Below are 18,728 nucleotides of genomic sequence, written 5' to 3' on the forward strand. Positions count from 1 at the left end.
CCAGTTTCCGTCCGCGATGGTCGGTGACTGGATCAGCGCACAGGCGAAAACGCATCAGGTCATTTGGCCGCAGGGGTGGGCGTTCTACTCAAGAACGGACACTGCGAGTTTCGTCGTGCTCTATCAGCCCGACCAATCGGGCAGGCAGGCAGCGGTTACCCACCAAGCGGCGGACCCGGAGCACCTGTGGGGCCTGCGGCGCGTGGTCAACGGCGAGGTCATCGAGTTGGCGGCCGTCGGCGCTCTCGTCCCCCGAGAGCGCTGGCGGCCCTGCGGCGGCGCCGACATCGACACCTGTCGCCCGCCATTGGACGGGAACCCACCCACCCGGATCACCGCTCCCCTCCGTGTCATCACGGCGTGCGGGCAGGCGCTGCTGGCGCGGGAACGCCCCGCGCCCTGGGGATCGGGGACGAGCAGGCTCATCAGCGAGGTCGCCTCGGTGGAGTTGACGTGCCCCCGCTAGCTCGGCTCCGCACCCGTGTCCTGGCTGACGCGGCCCGGTTCGACCCTCGAACCCCGTGGTACGCGGTGGGCCGCTCGATGCTCGCCCTCGCCACCTTGTCCGTCGTGGTGGCGACCCCGGACTCGGCGCTGTTCCCCTACCTGACCGCCCAGCCGGACGGCCCCCGCTGCGACGGTCTGCGCTCCTTGTCGCTCTGGTGCGTCGGCGGTGGCAGTCCGGCGGCGCTCACCATCGCTCGCGTGGCGACCGTGTTCGTCCTGGTCCTGGTCGTGGTGGGCTATCGACCGCGCTGGACGTGCGTGCCGCACTGGTACGCGACTGTCAGCATCGGTGTCAGCGTGTACCTCCCCAACGGCGGCGACCGGGCCGCCCAGGTGGCGACGCTGCTGCTCATCCCACTTTGCGTCGGAGACCACCGGCGCTGGCACTGGAAGACACCCACGGCGCCGCTCGCGCCCTGGTCAGGCGGTTCGGCGTACGCCGCGCACCTGGTGCTGCGGCTACAGGTCGCGATCATCTACGGACACGCCGCGGTCGCCAAGCTGACCGAGTCGATCTGGCGGGACGGCACCGCGGTGCACTACGCCATGCAGGACGCCTACTTCGGCGCCCCTGAAGGGTTCCTTCGCCTGGTCGAGTCGGTCCCAGGACTGGTGCTCGCGCTGACCTGGGGCGCGGTAGTGCTCGAAGTGGTCATCGCGGTGGCGATCCTTGGCGGCCCTCGAACCAGGACAGTGGCCCTGACCTGCGGTATCGCGCTGCACACGGCATTCGCCGTGGCGTTCGGGCTGATCAGCTTCGGCCTGGTGATGATCTCGGTGCTCACGATCGCCCACACCAGATCGCGCTGACCCCGTCACACCATTCGGCGTCGACCCGATATCCCTCTTGCTGTGCATTGGTCGCCGATGCAGACCCGATGCAGGCCATTGTTTGACTTTCACCGCGGCGGCTTGATCCCGCCGCCGATGAGCCGTGTCCATTCCGGGGCTGACTCGGGGGAAATGATCAGGTACCTCGTATCCGAGGTAGGTCACGCGGACCCAGGGCGGGACCGCGCAGTGGAGGGGGATGTATTGGAATCGGGGAGAATCACCATATTACTGGCCGACGTGCAGCCGATCGTGCGGCGGGGGCTGGCGGCGCTGCTCGCGCGGTCACCGGAGATGACCGTCGTCGCCGAGGCGGCGACCGCCCGTGACACCACTCGACTGGCGGTGCTCTACCAGCCGGACGTGGTGGTGATGGACACGCAACTGCCGGGCGGCGAGGTCGACGCGACGATCCGCGAGCTGGCGCGCACCGTGCCCGCCACCGCGGTACTCGTCTTCACCGCGGTCGACGACGAGGACACCGTGGTCGCCGCCGTTCAGGCAGGCGCGCGGGGCTACCTGCTCAAGAACTGCGCCGACGACGGCATCGTGCGCGCGGTCAAATGCCTCGCCCATGGCGACGCCGTGCTCGGGCCAGGGATCGCCGACCGGCTCATCAGCCGCATCGGCAGCCGGGCGGCCCGGCACCAGGACCTCTTTCCGGAGCTGACCGGGCGCGAGCAGGACGTGTTGGAGCTGATGGTGGCCGGGATGCGCAACGCCGCGATCGCCGCTCAGCTGCACCTGTCCCCCAAGACCATCGCCAACCACATCTCCACGATCTTCGGCAAGCTGCACGTCACCAGCCGGTCCGAGGCGATCGACCTCGCCAAAGGCCTGCGCCGCGGCCGAGCGGGCGGGCCGCCGCTCGAACTCGTGCGCACCGCGCCGCGGCCGTTCCCCCGTCCAGTTCCGCTCGCCGGGCGAACCCCGGCGGCGATGGCCACCTCGTAGGAGAGTTGATGTCAGTGTTGGATCTCGACGCGATCGCCGCCCGGCTCGAACCCCGCTTCGGCAAGGCGACTCACCGCTGGGTGCCAGGTCTGCCCGACAAGGTGGCGGCGCTGGCCGAGGAATGGGAACTGGAGATCGGAGCCGAGTTCAAGTCCGGAAACTCGTCGGTGGTGCTGAGCTGCCTGAGCCCCAAGGGCGACGCGATCCTCAAGCTGTCCCCCGACGCCTACTCGGTGGGCGAGGAGACCGCGATGCTGCGCCAGTTCGCACCCAGCGGCCGAGTACCCGCCGTGCTCGCCGCGACTCGGGGCGCGGTGCTGCTGGCGGCGATCCGGCCGGGTGCGCTGGTGGAGAAGTTACCGGAGCCGCCGTCCCCGCAGGACTACGCCAGGTTCCTGACCGACCTGCACTCGGCGGGCGACCCTGCCGCCGCGCCGCGAAAGCTGGCGGACTGGATCGAGGTGCTGTTCAGCTCCGCGGCCAAGCGCGGCGCGGACCTCACCCGGTCGCGGGAACTGCGTGACGAGTTGCTGACCGAGCCGACCGACACCGTGCTGCTGCACGGCGACCTGCACCTGGGCAACGTGTTGACCGCCGACGACAAGGGCCTGGTCGCCATCGACCCGATGGCCTGTGCGGGCGACCCGTGCTTCGACGCGGTCGACTACGTCCTGGAGGGCCTCGACCGGGCGGAGATGGTCCGCAGGCGCGACGAGCTGTCCGCCGCGGCGGACATCGACGTCAAGCGGCTCGACAAGTGGTGTCGGGTGACCGCCCCGATCGGCGCGACCCACGTCAGCAACCCCGGGCACTCCGCCGAACTGAGCGCGTTCGGCCGCGGCGAGTACTGACCGGCTAGCAGCGGATCGTTCCCGGTTCCCGTCGGCGGAGTACCCGTTTTCCCGGGTACATCTCCCGGGTCAGGCCCTGGCACACACTGCCGGCGGGAACCGGGCGACCTCACCATTGCCTTCACCGAATCCCTTTGACCCAGGACGTGCACCCATGCCCAGCCTCGCAGGCTTGTTCGCGAAAGTCATCCCGCCCGACCCGCTGCGCCGCAAGCTCATCGCGATCCGGCTCGCCGAGTCCATCGGCAAGGGCGTGTTCATCTCCGGCAGCGTTGTCTACTTCACGCTGCACGTGGGGCTGAGCGCGGGCCAGGTCGGCCTCGGCCTGTCCGCGGCGGGCTTCGCCGGACTCGTCTCATCGATCGTGTTCGGCATGATCGCCGACCGGATGAGCAGGCGCAGGCTGCTGTGCATCCTGTTCGTCCTGCTCGCGATCGGCTTCGGCCTCTACTCCGTTGTGGACAGTGCGGCCAAGTTCTACGTGCTGGTGATGTGTGTCGGCTTCCTGGAGTACGGCACCAGTCCGACGAACAGCGCATTGATGGGCACCCTCGTAGCACCGGAGGAACGGGTCCGACTCAAGGCGATGATGCGGTCGGTGTTCAACATCGGCTTCAGCGTCGGCATCGGGGTGGCCGCGGCGGCCGCGCTGAGCCCGAAGCTGCTCGTGGTGATCCCGCTGACCACCGCGGCGCTGATGATCGTCGCCGCGATCCTCGTCACCCGGCTCCCTGAGGGCGAGTCCAAGCCGATTCCCAGTGGTGTCAAGCGGTTCGCCGCGGTGCGCGACCTGCCGTTCCTCGGCGTGATCGGCGTGTCGATGGTGCTCGCCTCGCACATGACGGTCCTGCTGGTCGCGCTTCCGTTGTGGGCACTGAACCGCACGTCCGTCCCGCACTTCCTGATCCCGCTGCTGCTGATCTTCAACACGGTGTTCGTGATCCTGTTCCAGGTCCGCGCGAGCAAGGGCGCCGAGACTGTCGCGGGCGCGTCGAACACCGCGCGGAAGTCCGGATACTGGCTGGCAGGCGGTCTGCTGATCATCGCCGCAACGGCGCTGGCGGACAACGTCGTGCTCGTGTCGGCGACGATCGTGGCCGCCGTTCTCATCCTGTCGGTCGCCGAGATCATGCAGGCGGCCTCGGCGTGGGGGCTCGGCTTCGGGCTGGCGCCGGAACACGCCCAAGGCGAGTACCTCGGCGCGTTCGACCTGCACGTCATCACCCAGAACATCATCGGACCGGCGATCCTGTCCGGGATCGTGGTGGCCTTCGGGTTCTGGGGCTGGGTCGCGGTCGCGGCCATGGTCCTCGTGGCCGCGTCGGTGATCACTCCGGTGGCGCGGTACAGCGAGCGCAGGCTCGCCGCCACGCAACCCGAGCAGGTCGGCGACGTGGTCGCGGCCTGACATTTCCCTACACAAGCCCGGATGGCGCCCGCCTGGCGCCATCCGGGCTTTTCGTTGCGTCCGAACCGTCCCGTCGCTTCCCGGTGAACGAGGAGGGTTTCCCGGGTGTCTCGGACATGGACAACCTGTCGGGCGGGAATCCTTCGACCGCACCATTTCCCTATGGTTCTCACCGGTCGCGCGTCGTTCGCCCAGGAACGGCTGTACTTTCTCAACGAGCTGCAACCCGGCAACCCGGCGTATGTGGTGGCCTTCGCCCTGCGCGTCGACGGCGACCTGCGGGTCGACGCGTTGACCGACGCGCTGCGCGCCGTCGTCGCCAGGCACGACTCACTGCGCACCACCTACCACATGGTCGACGGCGTGCTGGAGCAGCACATCCACCCGACCGCGGAGCCGGAGATCTCCGTCCAGACCGTCGCATGGGCGGACCCGGTCAGTCAGGAACAGCAGCTCACCGAGCTGGTCGCGACCGAGGCGAAAGTGCCTTTCGCACTGGGTTCGGGACCGCTGGTGCGCGTGTGGGTCCGGTCGTGGGGGCCGGACCAGCACGGGCTCGTGGTCCTGCTGCACCACATCGCCTGTGACGGCTGGTCGGTCGGCCTGCTGCTCAAGGACCTCGCCGCGGCGTACAACGGCGCCGAGCACGCGGATCCGGCGCCCGCGTACCTCGACTACGCGCGGGACCAGCGTGCCGAGTGGACGGACAACGCCGCGGGTCTGGGCTTCTGGCGCGACGAACTCGACGGGGCGCCGACGCTGGCCATGCCGACGGACTTCCCCCGGCCGCGGGTGCTGGGCTGCCTGGGCGCGGTCGTGCGCAGGCAGCTCGACCAGGACCTTGTCGACCGGCTGACCGACTGGGCCAAGGGGCACGGGACGACGCTGTTCACCGTGAGCCTGGCCGCGTACGCGTCGGTGCTCTCCCGGTACACCGGCCAGGACGACATCGTGGTGGGCGTCCCGGTGGCCAACCGGATGGAGGAGGGTGAGGAGTCGCTCGTCGGCTGCCTGGTGAACACCCTGCCGATCCGCGTGGATCTGTCCGGAGACCCGACGTTCGCCGAGTTGGTCGGCCGAGTGCGTGTGGCGTCGCTGTCGGCGTTCTCCTGGCAGAGCGTGCCGTTCGAGCAGATCGTGCACGTGGCCGCGGGCGAGCGCGAACTCAGCCGCGCGCCGCTGTTCCAGACCGCGCTGACGGTGCAGAATTTCCCGTTCGCGTTCCCCGAGTTGGCCGGGCTGAAGCTGACCGAGGTCGACGTCGAGATCGACGCGGCCAAGTTCGACATCGGCGTCACCCTCGACGTGTCCACCGACATCCCGTTCCTGCGCGCCGAGTTCAGCACGGAACTGTTCGAGGAGGCGACGGCGACGACGCTGCTCGACCACTACCTGACTTTCCTCACCTCCATTGTGGACTCCGTCGACGAGCCGGACATGCTCGGCGCGCGGGAGCGCGCCCGGCTCGTCGACGGGGCCGCGTTCGAGACCGGCCACCCGTCGGTCCTGCGGCGGTTCCTCGACCAGGTCGAGGCCGTCCCGGACGCGGTCGCCATCCGGCACCGGGGCCGCGACCTCGGCTACGCCGCGCTCGACCAGTGGTCCGACCGGGTCGCCGCCGGACTCGCCGCGGCCGGGGTGGCCAAGGGCGACCGGGTGAGCCTGCTGTTGCGCCGCTCCCCTGCCGTCGTCGCGGCGATCCTGGGCATCTGGAAGGCGGGCGCGGCCTACGTCCCGCTCGACCCGGAGTACCCGCGCCACCGACTCGACCTGATCGCGGCAGGCGCCTCGACGCGGGTGCTGCTCGCCGAGCCCGACACGCTCGATCTGGCCGCGGAACTCGTCGCCGACGGCACGGTTCTCGACGTGTTCGCCGCGGACGGTCCGATCGCGCCCCAGGGCATCCCGGACGGCGATGACCTCGCGTATGTCATCTACACGTCGGGCTCGACGGGTGTCCCGAAGGGCGTCATGGTGAGCCACGCCGGGCTGAACGCGCTGTTCGCGCCCACCCCGGCCGGGCTGGACACCTCGGCGGACGACGTGTGGCTGTGCGCGCACTCCTTCTCCTTCGACTTCTCCGTCTGGGAGGTCTGGGGCGCGCTGACGACGGGCGCCCGGCTGGTGGTCGCGGACCAGGCCGACCTGGTCGACCCGGCCCGCCTGGCCCGGCTGGTGCGCGACGAGAACGTCTCGATGCTCAGCCAGACCCCGGGCTCGCTCTACCGGGTGCTGCCGCCCTACCTCGACTTGATCGACGAGGGCACCTCCGCGCTGCGGCACGTGGTCCTGGGCGGGGAGGCGCTGAGCTGGTCGCGGGTGGCGGCGCTGACCGCCGCCGCGCCGTGGCTGCCCACGGTGTTCGTCAACATGTACGGGATCACCGAGGGCACGATCCACGTCACGATCGTCTCCGTGCCCACCGCCGACCTCGGGGCCGTGCGAGAGGGGAACGTCGGCGTCGCGCTGCCGTCGGGCCGCTGCTATGTCCTTGATGTGCAGCGCAGGCCGGTTGGGATCACCGTGCCCGGCGAGTTGTATATCGGCGGTCCGCTGGTGGCTAAAGGCTATCTGGACAACCCTGGTCTGACCGCCGAGCGGTTCCTGCCGAACCCGTTCGGCGACGGCGTGATCTACCGGACCGGCGACGTAGTCAAGTGGAGCCCGGACGGCACGCTGGTCTACCTGGGCCGCAACGACAGCCAGGTCCAGGTGCGCGGCCACCGGGTGGAGTGCGGCGAGGTCGAACGGGCCTTCCTCAGCCACCCGGGCGTCGAGTCGTGCGCGGTGGCCGCCGACGGCGACGAACTGGCCGCGTTCGTCTGCGGCGCGCTGGACCAGGACGCGGAACGGGATCTGCGCGCCCATGTCCGAGGCGTTCTGCCCGGCTACATGGTGCCGACCCGGATCGTGGTGGTCGCGGCGATCCCCCTGACCCAACACGGCAAGGTCGACACCCGCCGCCTGCTCAGCGAGAACACCGCGACCGTCGCCGCGCCCGCGCCGCTAAAGGCTTCCTCGCTGGAGGAGCGGATCCGGCGGATCTGGATGGACGTTCTGTCCACTTCGGACGTCGGCCTGAACGACAACTTCTTCGACCTGGGCGGGCACAGCTTCGCGCTGATCACCATGCACGAGCGGATGGCCGCGGACGGTCTGATGATCTCGGTGACCGACCTGTTCCGGTCCGGCACCGTCGCGGCGTGCGCCGCCCACTTCCGGCCCGCGTCCGTGCAACCGACGGCGCATGTCGAGCAGCGCAGGGCGGGCCGACTGCAACTGGCCGAGCGGCGCAAGGGAAAGGGAGGTGGCGACCGTGGTTGAGGACATCGAAGCGGGCCGGATCGCGATCGTCGGGATGGCGGTCCGGGTGCCAGGAGCGAACCGGGACCTGGACCTGTTCTGGCGCAATATCAGGGACGGTGTCGACTCGATCAGCTTCTTCGGGCGCGACGAGCTACTCGGCTGGGGTGTCCCCGCCGACCTGGTCGACCAGCCCAACTTCGTGCCCGCGCGCGGGATCCTGTCCGACGCCGACCGGTTCGACGGGCGGCTGTTCAGCTACTCTCCGCAGGACTGCGCCCTCATGGACCCGCAGCAGCGGGTGCTGCTGGAGTGCGCGTGGAGCGCGCTGGAGCACGCCGGGCTCTCCCCCGTCGCCCAGGACGGCAACCGGACGGGCGTCTACGTGGGCACCGGCATGAACGTATACCTGCTGGACAACCTGTGGCCCAACGAGCGCGCGCTCAAGGCCGCGGGCGGGCTGCAGCTGGTGATCTCCAGCGACAAGGACTTCGCCGCCACCCGCATCGGCTACAAGCTCAATCTGCAGGGTCCGGCGCTGACGTTGCAGAGCGCGTGCTCGACCTCGCTGGTCGCGGTGCACCTGGCCTGCCAGAGCCTGCTCACCTACGACGCGGACGTCGCTCTGGCGGGCGGGGCGACGATCGCGCCGCCGACGCGGCGCGGACACCTGCACGAGCCGGGCGGTATCTTCTCCCCCGACGGCCGCTGCCGCACGTTCGACAGCCAGGCCGCGGGGACCGTCCCCGCCGACGGCGCGGGAATGGTCGTGCTGAAGCGGCTTGAGGACGCCCTGCGCGACCACGACACGGTCTACGCCGTCATCGCCGGTTCGGCGGTCAACAACGACGGCGCCCGCAAAGCCGGGTTCACCGCTCCCGGCCCGACCGGGCAGGCCGCGGTGATCGCCGCGGCGCTGGAGGTCGCCGACGTCGACCCGGACACGATCGGGCTGATCGAGACCCACGGCACCGGCACCGCGCTGGGCGACCCGATCGAGGTCGCCGCGCTGCGGCAGGTGTTCGACACCGACCGGCCCGACCGGGCGCCGTGCGCGCTGACCGCGCTGAAGTCGACCGTCGGGCACCTGGACACCGCGGCGGGCGTGGTCGGCGTGATCAAGACCGCGCTCGCCCTGCGCCACCACACCATCCCGCCGGTCGCGCACTTCGACACCGCGAACCCCGCGCTCGGCTTGGCCGACTCGGTCTTCTCGGTGCCGTCCGAGGCCCGGCCGTGGGAGCCGATCGACGGCGTGCGGCGCGCGGGGGTCAGCGCGTTCGGCATCGGCGGCACCAACTCCCACGTGGTGTTGGAGGAGGCGCCAACGCGGGGGCCCGGCAGGCGCAGGCGCGTGGCCGAGTTGATCATGGTGTCCGCCAAGACCGAGCCCGCGGCCCGCGAGAGCCTGGCCCGCGTCGCGGCCTTCGTCGATGACGCCGCCCACCCCGAGCTGGCCGACATCGCCTACACGCTGCGCACCGGCCGCACCGAGCTGCCGTTCCGCGCCGCCTATGTCACGGGCCAGGACCCGGGGCGGGTCCCGATGCGGGCCGGGATCACCGAGGGGAACGGCGTCGTGTTCGCCATGACCGGCGAGGGCGAGCTGACCGGCAACCGGCCGAACTACGACGGCGATCCGGTGTACCGCGACATCATCGACACCGGCGTCGGCGCGCTGCGGACCAGCGGGGTCGAACTGGACGAGGAGGAGCGCAGGCGGGTCGAGCGGTTCCTGGCGTCGACCGCCCTCGCTGCCGCCCTGCGCGGCCGAGGCGTGTCCCCGGACGCGCTGCTCGGCACCGGCGTCGGTGCCGTCGCCGCGGCCTGCGCCGCGGGTGTGCTGACCGTCCCGGAAGGTCTCGGACTGGTCACCGGCTCCCTCGCCGACGCCCGGATCATCCCTCGGGCGCCCCGGGTCCCGCTGTACTCGCCTGCCGGTCAGGAACTGACTGAAGCCGAAGCGACCGATCTCGACCGATTGCGTGCATTGCTCCATACGCCTGCGGGCTCGGCGCTCGCCGAGACCGTCGGGCAACTCAAGCCCGCGGCCTGGATCGAGATCGGCACCGCGGTGACCGCGCACCTGCCGAGCGGTGCCGCGGCCACCCCGACCGACCGGCACTCCCGACTGCTTACCGCCGTCGGGGCGCTGTGGGAGCTGGGCATCGGCGGGCCGTGGGCGACGGTCCACGACATCTCCCGGGGCCGGGTGCCGGTCCCCACCTACCCGTTCGCGGCCACGCGCCACTACTTCGACGCACCCGCGGCGACAGCAACCACCACACAGTGAGGCAAGCCTGATGCAGGACACCAAGAGCAAGACCTGGGAAGCGGAGTTCGAGCAGCTCTGGATGGAGGTCCTCGGCGTCGACGAGGTCGACGAGAACGACGACTTCTTCGACTTCGGCGGTCACTCGCTGAGCGCGCTGCGGCTGAGCACCCTGATCCGCCAGGAACTCAACCTCGCGGTGATGTTCGGCCACGTGCTGGAGAACCCGCGCTACGCCGACCTGCGGGAGATCGCCCGCACCGCCCCGCAGGACCAGCCCGCGGCCGAGACGGAAGCGGTGTCCTAGTCCCATGTCGATCGCACCCGTGGCCGATCCGGTCACCTTCAGAGCCGACGACCTGGCGGCGTGGCTGCCGCTGGTCGCCGAGATCCTCGCGATGACCGAGGACGATGTGGCCGGCGCCGTGCGCACCGAGTCGTTCGTGGCGCTGGGCGGCACGTCGCTGCAGGCCATCGGCCTCGTCGCGGCGGGCCAGCGGCGGCTGGGTCGGGACGCCGACATCGCCAGGGTGCTCTCGGCCGACCCGCTCGCCGACGCACTGGCCGACGCGGCCGTGTTCGTCGACACCGCGCCGCCGCCCGCCGACCCGGACCGCGGGCCGAGCCACCGCGCGTTGCTGCCAGGTCAGAAGGCAATGCTCGCCGCGCACGTGCTCGGCCAGGATCTGCCGTACCACCTCATGTTCACCCTGGAGTCCACCGCGCCGCTGGACTTCGGCCGCGTGCGGGCGACGCTGACCGCGCTGGCCGCCCGGCACGAGTCGCTGCGCACGATGTTCACCCGTACTCCCCATGGCGTGGAGCGGGTCGTCCTGCCCGCGCCGCACCAGCCGCGGCTGCTGCTGCAGACGCTGCCCGCGGGCGGCGACGCGGTCCGCACCGTGCACGAGCTCTACGTCCGCGACAGCGCCGAGCTGCTGCACCCGTTCGACCAGCCGCCGGTCGTGTTCGTCCACACCACGGCGGGCGACCGCGGCCTGCTGACCCTGCTGGTGCACCACGTGCTCATCGACGGCTGGGGCGTCGGCGTGCTGTGGCGCGACTTCGTCGACCTGTACGCGGGCGTGGCGAAGCCCGCCGCCGCGTCGCCGGACTGGATCGGCACCCGGCTCGCCGCGGTGACCGCGTCCGGCGCGCTGGACGCGGCGATGTCGCGGGTCGCCGCCCGGCTCGACGGCGCGCCGTCGGTGATCACCCTGCCGACCGACCTCCCGCCGGTCGCCGAGTCCGACGGCCGGGGTGCTCGACTGGTGTTCACGCTGTCCGCCCAGGCCACCGCCGCGGCCGAGACGCTGGCCCGGCGGGGGCAGGCGACCGTGACATCGGTGCTGATGGCGGCCTGGGCGCTCGCGGTGGCGCGGCGGGCCGGGGTCGACGACGTCGTGCTCGGCGTTCCCGCCTCCGGGCGGTTCGAGGCGGGCATGGCCGACATCGTCGGCCTGTGCACGCGGGTCGTGCCGGTGCGCTGCCGCACCACCGACGACAGCACCGTCGGGACCTTCGTCCAGGCGGCCTCGGCGGCCGTCGCCGCCGCGATCGCCGACTCGGACCTGCCGTTCGAGAACGTGGTCAGCCTGCTGGAACTCACCGGCGAGCTTGGCCGCAACCCGCTGGCCCAGGTCGGTTTCGCCGCCCACCACGAACTCGTGCCCGAGGCCTTCGCCGCGGGCGGCGACACCTGGCACGTCCATGAAGGCCACTGCCACGGCAGCGTCTTCGACGCGCTGCTCTACCTCCAGTCCTGGTCGACCGAGCCCCGGCTGGCCCTGGAGTACGCGACCTCCGTGGTGACCGCGGCGGACGCGGGTGAACTCGTCGAGTCGTTCCAGGCGGTGCTCACCGACCTGGCCCGCGACACCACGACCCGGCTGGGCGCGATCACCGGACTGTCCGGCGGCCAGGCCCGGCGCCTCCGCGAGCTGGGTGCGGGCGGTTCGTTCGAGACCGCCGACGACCTGTGGAGCGCCTTCGCTCGGCACGCCGAGTCCACACCGGACGCTCCGGCGGTGACCGATGGGGACCGCACCCTGACCTACTCGGACCTGCACGATCGCGCCACCGCGCAGGCGGCTCTGCTGCACGGGTGCGGGGTCGGCCCGGGTGACCGTGTGCTCCTGGAAGTGACCCGCTCCGCCGCCGAGGCCGTCGCCGTGCTGGCGATCGTGCGGCTCGGGGCGGCCTACGTGGCGGTGGACAAGTCGGCCACCGCGCAGTGGCGTGCCCACCTGGCCGAGGCGACCGCGCCCCGGGCCCGGGTCGGCGATGTCGCCGCGGCACCTGAGTTCGCCGGGATCGCCGAGTGCGCGCTGGTCGACCTCGACGCTCGCGGCGCCGATGATCTGCCGTCCCCGATCGCCGATCCGGGCCGCGCCGCGTACGTCTCGTTCACCTCGGGCTCGACCGGCGTGCCCAAGGGCGTCGTCGTCCCGCACCGCGCGGTGCTCCGGCTGGCCGCCGACCCGGCGATGATCGCCGACGCGGCCGAGTCGCGGATGCTGCGGCTGGCCCCGCTGGCGTTCGACGCGTCCACTTTGGAGCTGCTGGTCCCACTCGCCGCGGGCAACGCGGTGACGGTGTACCCGGCGGGCGACCCGACCCCGAAGGACCTGACCGAGTTCCTGCGCACCGCGCCGGTGACCCACGCGTGGCTGACCTCCGGCTTCTTCCACCTCGTCGCCGACCACCGGCCCGACGCACTGCGCGGCCTGCGGCAGGTCTTCACCGGCGGCGGCGTGGTCTCCCCCGCCCATGTGCGGCGGGTCCTCGCGCATTGCCCCGGACTTCGGGTCACCAACGGCTACGGGCCGACCGAGAACACGACCTTCACCACCACGTTCCCGATCGACTCGGCCGCCGAGGTGCTCGATCCGCTGCCCATCGGCGGCCCGGTGCGCGGCACCGACCTCTACATCGTCGACCCGGCCGGCAGGCTCGTCCCACCCGGGGCTGTCGGCGAGTTGCTGGCAGGCGGCGAGGGCCTGGCCGACGGCTATCTGCGCGACCCTGACCGAACCGCGGCCTCCTTCACATCCCACGCCCCGCTCGGTCGGCGGGTCTACCGCACAGGCGACCTGGTCCGCTGGGGCACCGACGGGCGGCTGCGGTTCCTCGGCCGCAACGACCGGCAGGTCAAGATCGCCGGGCACCGGGTGGAACTGGTCGACGTCGAACGGCGCATCAAGCAACAGCCCGGCGTGCTCGACGCCGTGGTGTTCCTCGCCGACGCGGGCACGACCGCGGCCCGGCTGTGCGCCGCGGTCAAGGCCGTCGCCGACACGGACCCGCAGGCCGCCGCCCGGCAGGCCGTCGAGCCCGACCTCGCGCCCTCCGCCCGGCCGCAGCGGTGGTTCACCGTCGCGGAGTTCCCTCTGGACCGCAACGGCAAGGTCGACCTGCGCGCCTTGAGCGCACTCGCCACCGGATCGTCCACAGTGGAGCAAGCCGCGCCCGACCAGCCTGCCTCGGTGATCGACATCGAGGACCTGGTGACCGCGGCGTGGACCGAAGCGCTCGGCACCGACGACTTCGACCTCGATGAGGCGTTCTTCGACGTCGGCGGCGACAGTCTGAGCCTGGCTGTGGCCCGCAAGCTGATCCAGCGCGGCCTCGGCGGACGGCCCCTGCCGCTCACCGACCTCTACCGATTCCCGACCGTGCGGGCGCTGGCCAGGCACCTACAGACCGCAGGAGTGACCCCATGAAGCACGACATCGCGATCGTCGGGATGGCGGGCCGCTTCCCCGGCGCGGCGAACGTCGACGAGTTCTGGTCGGCCATCGCGGCCGGGCGCGTCACGATCGCCGAGCTGACCCGCGGCGAGCTGATCGCCGCAGGCGTGGCGGAAAGCCAACTGGACGACCCGGCGTACGTCCCGGCACGGGGAACCGTGGCCGACCCGGACCTGTTCGACGCGGAGTTCTTCGGCATCGCGCCTGCGGAGGCCGCGATCATGGACCCGCAGCACCGGCTGCTGCTCCAGACCGCGTGGGAGGCGCTGGAGTCCGGCAATCTGGCCGGTGAGGAGCCTTTCGGCCGGGTGGGCGTGTTCGCGGGCGCGGGCTTCAACTACTACCTGCTCAACCATGTGCTCGCGCAGCCAGGACTGGTCGACACCCACGGCCTGCTCTCGGTCGTGCTCGGCAACGAGAAGGACCACCTGGCCGCGAAGGTCGCCTACCGGCTCAACCTCGGCGGGCCCGCGGTCACCGTGCAGACGGCGTGCTCGACGTCGCTGGTCGCGGTGCACCTGGCCTGCCAGAGCCTGCGCACGGGTGACTCCGATGTCGCGCTGGCGGGCGGGGCGTGTGTCGCGGTGCCGCAGCAGGCCGGATACCTCTACGAGACCAAGGGAATCACCTCGCCCGACGGCGTGTGCCGCCCGTTCGACGCCGACGCGAACGGCACCGTGCCCGGCAACGGCGTCGCCATGGTCGTGGTCAAGCGACTCGACGACGCCATCCGCGACGGCGACACCGTCCACGCGGTGATCAAGGGTTCTGCGATCAACAACGACGGCGGGGCCAAGGTCGGCTACACCGCGCCGGGCATCACCGGCCAGATCGACGTACTGACCCGCGCCTACCGGGACGCGGGCGTCGAGCCCGGCACCATCGGCTACATCGAGGCGCACGGCACGGCGACGGAGATGGGCGACGCGATCGAACTGTCCGCGCTCAGCGAGGTGTTCGCCGGTGCCGACCAGCCCTGTTTCCTCGGCTCGGTCAAAGCCAACATCGGCCACCTCGACGCGGCAGCGGGTGTCTCCGGCCTGATCAAGGCCGCGCTGGCGCTGCGCCACCGGCAGATCCCGCCGCTGGCCGGACTCAAGCAGCCCCGTCCGGAACTGCTCGACGGGTCGACGCCGTTCACCGTCGACGCGGTCGGCCGGGACTGGGAGGTCGCCGACGGCGGCGTGCGCCGGGCGGCGGTCAGCTCATTCGGGCTCGGCGGCACCAACGCCCATGTGGTCCTGGAGGAGCACGTGCCCGCCCCGGTTCCCGAGCAGGCAGGCGGACCGCGAGGGGCCTTGCTGACCCTGTCGGCGCGCACTCCCGAGGCATTGCGCGAGGCGGCCGACCGGCTGGCTGAGCACCTGCGCGTGCGACCCGACCTCGACGTGCGCGACGTGGCCATGACTCTGCAGTCACACCGCAGGCACTTCACCCACCGGCTCGCCGTCGCCGCCGACGACGTTCCCGCCGCCCTCGACCGGCTGCGCTCGGCCAAAGGCCGCGAGCCGCTGCGCCGCGCCAAGATCGTGTTCCTGCTGCCCGGCCAGGGCGCGGAATACGCGGGCATGGCGAAGGGACCGTACGAGCGCTACCCGTCGTTCCGTGCCGACATCGACCGCGGCGCGGACTTCCTGCGCGAGTCTCTCGGGATCGACTTGCGCGACGTGCTTGTCGGCGACGACCCCGAGAACCTTGTCCACCGCACCGACATCACCCAGCCCGCCCTTGTCCTGCACGAATACGCCCTGGGCAGGCTGCTGCTGTCCTGTGGCATCCGGCCCGCGGCCCTCATCGGCCACTCTGTCGGCGAGTACGCCGCGGCCTGCCTGGCCGATGAACTCGACTTGGCGGACGCCCTGCGGCTGGTCGTGGCCCGCGGCAGGCTCATGCAGCACGCGCCCGAGGGCGGCATGTCCGTGGTCATGGCGGGTGAGGCCGACGTCCGCGCGCACTTGGCCGAGTTCCCCGAACTCGACATCGCCGCGGTCAACGCGCCGGAGGTCACCGTCGTGGCGGGTCCGGTCGACCCGCTGGACAGGCTGCGCGCCCGGCTGGACGCCGCGGGCGTCACCCACCGCACGATGCCCGCGAGCCGGGCGTTCCACTCGCGGATGATGGCCGACGCGGCCGACGAGCTCGGCCGGGTAGCCGCTGAGGTCACCCACCGGTCCCGGTCGTGTGCCGTGATCAGCAGCGTCACCGGCAGGCTGCTGCCGCGCGGGCAGGTCCGCGAGGCCGCGTACTGGCCGGAGCAGCTGCGCAGCCCGGTGCGCTACCAGGATGCCGTCGCGACCGCCGCCGACCTGAACACCGTGGTGTTCGTCGAGGTCGGCCCCGGCACCGCGCTGACGGGCATGACCAGGCAGAACCAGCGGGCCGAAGGCAAGACCGTCATCGCGACTCAGCCGCGGCGCACCGCCCGCGCGGGCGGCTGCGACGTGCTCACCACCGCCGGGACGCTGTGGACGCTCGGGGTGGATGTGGACTGGCAGGCGACCCGGGCGGGCCGGGGGGCGGCCCGGGTCGCGCTGCCGACCTACCCCTTCGCCCGCACGCGGCACTGGCTCGACGCCGAGCCGGTCGCGGCGGCACCGGAGGCTTCCGCACCGGTGGCCGACTCGGTCCTGGACCGGGTGCTGGAGCTGTGGCGGTCCCTGCTGGGCGGCACGGAGATCACCGCCGACACCGGCTTCTTCGAGGTGGGCGGCGAGTCGCTGCTGTTCATCCGGATGGTGTCGCAGGTGCGGCGCAAGTTCGGTGTGGCGGTGTCGATCGCCGACCTCAGCGCGGCCCCGACGCCACGCACCCTCGCGACGCTGATCCAGAACGGGGAAGGAAAATGACGGTGATCGACCAGAGGTCCGCCGCGGCGGTCGCGGCCATGTTGGCGCACCGCTTGGAGCGGCTCGACACGGTGGCGGTGGGGCTTCCCGACGGCGTGGTGACCGTCTCCGTCGGGGCGGAAAGCACGCTGGAGTCAGTGGTGTGCCAACTGGACGGGGTGCGCACTTCGGACTCCCCTGATGTGGAGAGCGGCCACCTCGGGATCAGGTTCCGGTTCGACTGGGCGGGCGCGGCCCACACCGCTGAACGACTTCGGACCCTCGCGCAGGGGCTCGCCGACGGCCTGCCGCTGGGCAAGTGCGCGGTCGTCGGCCCGGCCGAACGCCAGATCCTGCTGGGGTTCAACCCGGAGCCGACACCCGCGCCGCGGACACCCGTGCACGAGCTGATCTGCCACCAGGCCCTGCGCACTCCGGACGTGGTGGCGTTGCGCGGCGGCGGTGTCGACCGGACTTACCAGCACCTTCTCGACGAGGCCGCCCTCATCGCCGGTCGGCTCCGCGCCGAGGGCGTCGGGCCGGGTTCGGTGGTTGGGCTGTGCACGGAACGCAGCGCGGAGATGGTGGTCGCGGTGCTGGCCGTGCTGTTGGCGGGCGCGGCGTACCTGCCGTTGGACCCGACCCACCCACGGGCCCGCCTCGACGGGATGCTCGACGCCGCGGACGCGGCCATGGTGCTGGTGAGCGCCTCCGCCGCGTCGGTGTTCGACGGCGACAGCCCGGTCCCGGTACGCAACCTCGACGGCGGCGCCGCGGACGCGAAACCGGTGGCCTGGCGCGACTACGTCGCGCCGCCGGAGGTCGTCGACGGGCTGTCCTATGTCATCTTCACGTCCGGTTCGACAGGACAGCCCAAAGGCGTGCAGATGACCCACCTCAGCCTGGCCAACCGGTTGGCCTGGACGCAGGCGGCCTACCAGCTGGGCGCCGACGACGTCGTGCTGCAGAAGACGCCGTACACCTTCGACGTCTCGGTGTGGGAACTGCTGTGGGCCTTCACTTCGGGCGCGCGCCTGGTGGTCGCGCCCGCCGAGGCGCACCGCGACCCTCAGGAACTAATGGAGATCATCGTCGCGGAGGGTGTGACCACCGTCCACTTCGTCCCGTCGATGCTCGCGCTGTTCGTGGCCGAGGACGGCGTGGACCGGTGCGGCTCCCTGCGCCGCGTGATCTGCAGCGGTGAGGCACTGCCGCCGAAGATCGTGAACAAGCTGACCGCGACGCTGCCCACGGTGGAGGTGCACAACCTCTACGGCCCCACCGAGGCCGCGATCGACGTGACCGCGTGGGCGTGCAGGCGCCCCGAGCCCGAGAGCGGCGTGCCCATCGGCGCGCCGATCACCAACGTGCTGGCGTTCGTCCTCGACGAAGACGGCGACCTCGCTCCCCTGGGCACACCAGGCGAACTGGTGCTCGGCGGCGACTGCCTTGCCCGCGGCTACGCCGCCCGCCCCGACCTCACCGCGGAACGGTTCGTCCAGACCGCGGTCACGGGTCAGCCCCAACGGGTCTACCGAACCGGGGACCTGGTGTGGTGGTCGCCCGAGGGCCATCTCAACTACGTCGGCCGGATCGACACTCAGGTCAAGATCCGCGGCCAACGGGTCGAGCTGAGCGAGATCGAGTCGATGGTCAACGCCCACCCCCAGGTCGCCAACTCGGTCGTCCTGCTCCGCACCGACCTGGGCGCGAACCCGACCTTGGTCGGCTACGTGGTCGCCGAACCGGGCGAAGCCCTGGACGACGAGGCGCTGCGCACGCACCTGGGCGGGCAACTTCCCGACTACATGGTGCCCACGCGCTATGTCCGGCTGGCCGAGTTGCCTGCCACGGCGAATGGCAAGGTGGATCGCGGAGCACTTCCGGCGCCACCGGCACGGACTCGCCGCCGGAGCAACGGGACGCGAGCCTGAGCACCTTGCCTACTCGAGCAGCGTTGGGCGTCGTTGGACAGGCCCTGGGCGACCAGGGCGAAGCGGTTGGCGCTGTCCAGCGCCACGAACACGA

The 18,728-nt window shown here is 71.5% G+C and carries 11 protein-coding genes; all 11 read left to right on the forward strand.

Annotated elements, in window-relative coordinates:
• Nucleotides 1-16 precede the first annotated feature (16 nt).
• The 11 genes from BN1701_RS12670 to BN1701_RS12720 all read left to right on the forward strand — a co-directional run bounded on the left by BN1701_RS12670 (nucleotide 17) and on the right by BN1701_RS12720 (nucleotide 18,634).
• A complete protein-coding gene (locus BN1701_RS12670) occupies nucleotides 17-466 on the forward strand; it encodes a hypothetical protein (protein WP_231949841.1) in 450 nt (149 codons plus the stop codon).
• Complete coding sequence (locus BN1701_RS12675; protein WP_054048554.1) at nucleotides 454-1,317, forward strand: sporulation-delaying protein SdpB family protein; 864 nt, start codon at nucleotides 454-456, stop codon at nucleotides 1,315-1,317. The genes BN1701_RS12670 and BN1701_RS12675 overlap by 13 nt, the downstream gene beginning before the upstream one ends.
• Nucleotides 1,318-1,470: 153 nt before the next feature.
• Entirely contained in the window at nucleotides 1,471-2,292 is an 822-nt protein-coding gene (locus BN1701_RS12680; RefSeq protein ID WP_255364625.1) for a response regulator transcription factor, read from the forward strand.
• Between the two features lie 8 nt (nucleotides 2,293-2,300).
• Complete coding sequence (locus BN1701_RS12685; protein ID WP_054048558.1) at nucleotides 2,301-3,143, forward strand: aminoglycoside phosphotransferase family protein; 843 nt, start codon at nucleotides 2,301-2,303, stop codon at nucleotides 3,141-3,143.
• Nucleotides 3,144-3,297: 154 nt separating this feature from the next.
• A complete protein-coding gene (locus BN1701_RS12690) occupies nucleotides 3,298-4,551 on the forward strand; it encodes an MFS transporter (RefSeq protein ID WP_054048560.1) in 1,254 nt (417 codons plus the stop codon).
• Between the two features lie 162 nt (nucleotides 4,552-4,713).
• On the forward strand, nucleotides 4,714-7,875 hold the full coding sequence (locus BN1701_RS12695; RefSeq protein WP_054048562.1) for a non-ribosomal peptide synthetase: 3,162 nt from the start codon (nucleotides 4,714-4,716) through the stop codon (nucleotides 7,873-7,875).
• Nucleotides 7,868-10,147 carry a polyketide synthase gene (locus tag BN1701_RS12700; RefSeq protein ID WP_172803238.1) on the forward strand — a complete coding sequence of 760 codons (2,280 nt, stop codon included), beginning with the start codon at nucleotides 7,868-7,870 and terminating at the stop codon, nucleotides 10,145-10,147. Before BN1701_RS12695 ends, BN1701_RS12700 begins: the two co-directional genes overlap by 8 nt.
• 10 nt (nucleotides 10,148-10,157) lie before the next feature.
• Complete coding sequence (locus BN1701_RS12705) at nucleotides 10,158-10,433, forward strand: phosphopantetheine-binding protein (RefSeq protein WP_054048565.1); 276 nt, start codon at nucleotides 10,158-10,160, stop codon at nucleotides 10,431-10,433.
• Between the two features lie 4 nt (nucleotides 10,434-10,437).
• On the forward strand, nucleotides 10,438-13,848 hold the full coding sequence (locus tag BN1701_RS12710; RefSeq protein WP_054048567.1) for a non-ribosomal peptide synthetase: 3,411 nt from the start codon (nucleotides 10,438-10,440) through the stop codon (nucleotides 13,846-13,848).
• Nucleotides 13,845-16,721 (forward strand): type I polyketide synthase, encoded by a 2,877-nt coding sequence (locus BN1701_RS12715; protein ID WP_054048569.1) that lies wholly within the window; start codon nucleotides 13,845-13,847, stop codon nucleotides 16,719-16,721. Before BN1701_RS12710 ends, BN1701_RS12715 begins: the two co-directional genes overlap by 4 nt.
• Before the next feature lie 2 nt (nucleotides 16,722-16,723).
• The gene (locus BN1701_RS12720) at nucleotides 16,724-18,634 is read left to right on the forward strand and encodes an amino acid adenylation domain-containing protein (protein WP_172803239.1); all 1,911 of its coding nucleotides are present in this window, start codon (nucleotides 16,724-16,726) and stop codon (nucleotides 18,632-18,634) included.
• Nucleotides 18,635-18,728 lie beyond the last annotated feature (94 nt).

This window comes from Alloactinosynnema sp. L-07, from assembly GCF_900070365.1.
In the GTDB taxonomy this organism is placed as follows: Bacteria; Actinomycetota; Actinomycetes; order Mycobacteriales; family Pseudonocardiaceae; genus Actinokineospora.